The 3,412-nt window shown below is 64.1% G+C and carries 4 protein-coding genes and 1 pseudogene; all 5 read left to right on the forward strand.

What is annotated here, in order from left to right:
• A partial coding sequence (locus JCM19049_RS10015; RefSeq protein ID WP_279402914.1) for an ATP-dependent Clp protease proteolytic subunit occupies window positions 1–298 on the forward strand: 298 nt, incomplete at its 5' end.
• 178 nt (window positions 299–476) lie between these two features.
• Window positions 477–1,768 (forward strand): annotated as a pseudogene (gene clpX, locus JCM19049_RS10020) (ATP-dependent Clp protease ATP-binding subunit ClpX).
• Window positions 1,769–1,867: 99 nt separating this feature from the next.
• Complete coding sequence (locus JCM19049_RS10025; protein ID WP_054821514.1) at window positions 1,868–2,479, forward strand: DsbA family protein; 612 nt, start codon at window positions 1,868–1,870, stop codon at window positions 2,477–2,479.
• 90 nt (window positions 2,480–2,569) lie between these two features.
• Window positions 2,570–3,307 carry a hypothetical protein gene (locus JCM19049_RS10030; protein ID WP_279402915.1) on the forward strand — a complete coding sequence of 246 codons (738 nt, stop codon included), beginning with the start codon at window positions 2,570–2,572 and terminating at the stop codon, window positions 3,305–3,307.
• A partial coding sequence (locus JCM19049_RS10035; RefSeq protein ID WP_279402916.1) for a hypothetical protein occupies window positions 3,232–3,412 on the forward strand: 181 nt, incomplete at its 3' end. The genes JCM19049_RS10030 and JCM19049_RS10035, both read left to right, overlap by 76 nt.

Below are 3,412 nucleotides of genomic sequence, written 5' to 3' on the forward strand. Positions count from 1 at the left end.
CGCCGGCACCCCGGGCAAGCGCCTGGCGCTGCCCAACGCCCGTGTGCTGATCCACCAGCCGGCCATGGGCGGAGGGGAGCGCGGCACCGCGACCGACCTGCAGATCCAGGCCGAGGAAGTCATGCGCATGCGCGAATGGCTGGAGAACACCCTCTCCTCACACACCGGTCAGGACACCGAGAAGGTCCGCAACGACATCGAGCGTGACCTGTTCATGACGGCCGATGAAGCCAAGACCTACGGCATTGTGGACGAGGTGCTCACCTCCCGCAAGCTCGCTCGCCAGGTCGGGCACTAGCAGCAAACCGGGTGGTGACCCGGGAATAAAGAAGTGAACGATGGCGGTTTACCGAGAGTAACCCCGAGCAGGCAGCGGGCACACGACCGGTAGACCGCCATCTTCAGCTAAAGCGTCGCCGTCCTGTCTTAGACTTAACTTTAGATCACGGTCCTCAACTTATAGGGAGAACAGCGCGATGGCACGAATGGGAGAAGGTTCGGACCTGCTGAAGTGTTCTTTCTGCGGAAAGAGCCAGAAGCAGGTCAAGAAGCTGATCGCAGGCCACGGTGTCTATATCTGCACCGAATGCATTGAGCTGTGCAACGAAATCATCGCCGAGGAGTTCGCCGAGGAACACACCAGCGAGGAATTTTCGCTGCCCAAGCCCCGAGAGATCTTCTCCTCCCTGGAGGAGTACGTCATCGGGCAGGAAGCCGCCAAGCGCGCCCTGTCCGTGGCCGTGTACAACCATTACAAGCGCATCCACGGCAACCAGGACAAGGCCCCCGTCGCGGCCCTGACCAACGATGACCCGCTCAGCGACGTCGAGGTCTCCAAGTCCAACATCATGCTCATCGGCCCCACCGGCTGCGGCAAAACCTATCTGGCCCAGTCGCTGGCCAAGAAACTGAATGTCCCGTTCGCGGTCGCCGACGCGACCAGTCTGACCGAGGCCGGCTATGTCGGTGAGGATGTGGAGAACATCCTGCTCAAGCTCATCCAGGCCGCCGACTACGACGTGAAGAAGGCCGAAACCGGGATCATCTACATTGACGAGATCGACAAGATCTCGCGCAAGAGCGAAAACCCGTCCATCACCCGCGACGTTTCCGGGGAAGGCGTGCAGCAGGCACTGCTGAAGATCCTGGAGGCACCGTCGCCGCCGTGCCGCCCCAGGGTGGACGCAAGCACCCGCACCAGGACTTCCTGCAGCTGGACACCACCAACATTCTGTTCATCGTCGCCGGCGCCTTCGCCGGGCTGGAGGAAATCATCTCCTCCCGCGCCGGACGCAAGGGCATCGGCTTCGGGGCGCCGCTGACCGCGCTGAAGTCCGAAACCGCCTCCTACTCGGACGTGCGGCCCGAGGACCTGCTGAAGTTCGGGCTGATCCCCGAGTTCATTGGCCGCCTGCCGGTGATCACCACCGTGGAACACCTGGACCGCGAGGCCCTGGTCCGGGTGCTGACCGAGCCGAAGAACGCGCTGGTCAAGCAGTACCAGAAGATGTTCCAAATGGATGGGGTGGCCCTCAGCTTCGAACAGCCGGCACTGGAGGCCATCGCCGAACTGGCGATCGAGCGGGAAACCGGTGCCCGCGGCCTGCGCGCCATCCTGGAGGAGACCCTGGCCTCGATCATGTTCGACCTGCCCAGCCTGGAGGACATCGGGGAAGTGGTCGTCACCCGTGAGGTGGTGCTCGACGGCGCCGAACCGACCCTGGTTTCCGCCGCCGTCTCCGACAAGCGCGGCAAGAAGTCCGCCTAGGACCGGCCGCCGGCTTTGCAGAACCGCAGCCGGCGTCGGCACCGCGGGAGAGCGCAGTAGTACACAGAACGCAACGTCGAGAAGAAAGTGGGAATCACCATGGCAGAACGAGCCCAAGTAGGTTTCTGGTTCGATCCGATCTGCCCCTTCGCCTGGGCCACCAGCCGCTGGATAAAGGAAGTGGAAAAGGTCCGCGACGTGGACGTGACGTGGAACGTCATGAGCCTGTCCGTGCTGAACGAGGGACGCGACCTGGATGCGGACTACCGCAAGTCGATGGACAGCGCCTGGGCTCCGGTACGGGTGATCATTGCCGCCGCGGCCGAACACGGTGAGCAGTACAAGGACAAGCTGTACACCGCCATGGGCGAACTGATCCACTACGAAAAGGTTCAGGACCGCGAGGAAGTGGTCCGCCTGGCCCTGGAACGGGTGGGTCTTCCGGCCGAGCTGGCCGAGGCCGGGCAGAGCGATGCCCACGATGACGCGCTGCGCGCCAGCCATGAGGCCGGCATCAACAAGGTGGGCCAGGACGTGGGCACGCCCATCGTGGAGGTCAACGGCACCGCGTTCTTCGGCCCGGTCATTACCAGGGTCCCCACCGGCGAGGACGCGGGCAAGTTGTTCGACGCCTCCGTGCAGCTGGCTTCCTTCCCGTACTTCTTCGAGATGAAGCGCACCCGCACCGAGAGCCCGGTCTTCGAGAACTAGGCATGACCCAACGAGAATGGCGACCACTAAGTGTGGTCGCCATTCTCGTTTAGTCCCCTCCAGATCGTAGGCCACGTGAAAGGAAAATCAGTGGCACTAGCTAAGCAAGCTTCCCCCGACGGCTCGATGCGGCCCCACCCCATACCCCGGGTGATCGCGGCGGTGCTGCTGATCCTGGGCCTGCTGGCCCTGCCCACCGGGATCATCAGCCACTGGGGCAAAACACAGCTGCTGGACACACCCACCTTCAATGTCGCCCTGGCCCCGCTGGCCCAGGATCCAGGGATCCAGCAACAGGTCACGGACGAAGCCACCGGCGCCATCATGGACCGGGTGGAATCCTTGGTGCACGACTCCCGGATCCCCGCCGATAGGCTGCCGCAGTGGCTCTCGACCCTGACCCAGCAGACCGGAACGGCGCTGGGGAATGCACTGGTCACCGCCCTGGATGAGAAGGTTCAGCCGCTGGTGCATGAGGCGGTGCAGTCCGCGGTGCGTTCCGACGCGTTCGCCCGGGCCTGGGAGCAGGGTGTGCATCTGAGCCACACCCAGAGCCTGGCGGTGCTGCGTGAAGAAAGCTCCACGGTCAACCTGCAGGACTCCGGACGCCTGAGCATCAACCTGGGGGTGCTGGTTGACGCCGTGAAAACCGACCTGGAGCAGCGCGGGGTTTCCCTGGCCTCACTGATCCCGGACGTCGATCATGAGGTGGTGCTGCTGCACTACTCGGATTTGGGCCAGGCCAAGGGTGGGTGGCGTTCTTCGACGCCACCGGCGGCTGGCTGCTGTGGGCGAGCCTGGTCCTGCTGGCTGCCGGGCTGCTGCTGAACTACCGTGCATTGCCGTTGACGGCGGCCACTGCCAGCCTGCTGCTGGCCGCGGTGGTCGCGCTGTCCGACTTCGTCCAGTCCTCCCTGGGCCGCTGGCTCGGCC

The organism is Arthrobacter sp. JCM 19049 (genome assembly GCF_001310435.1).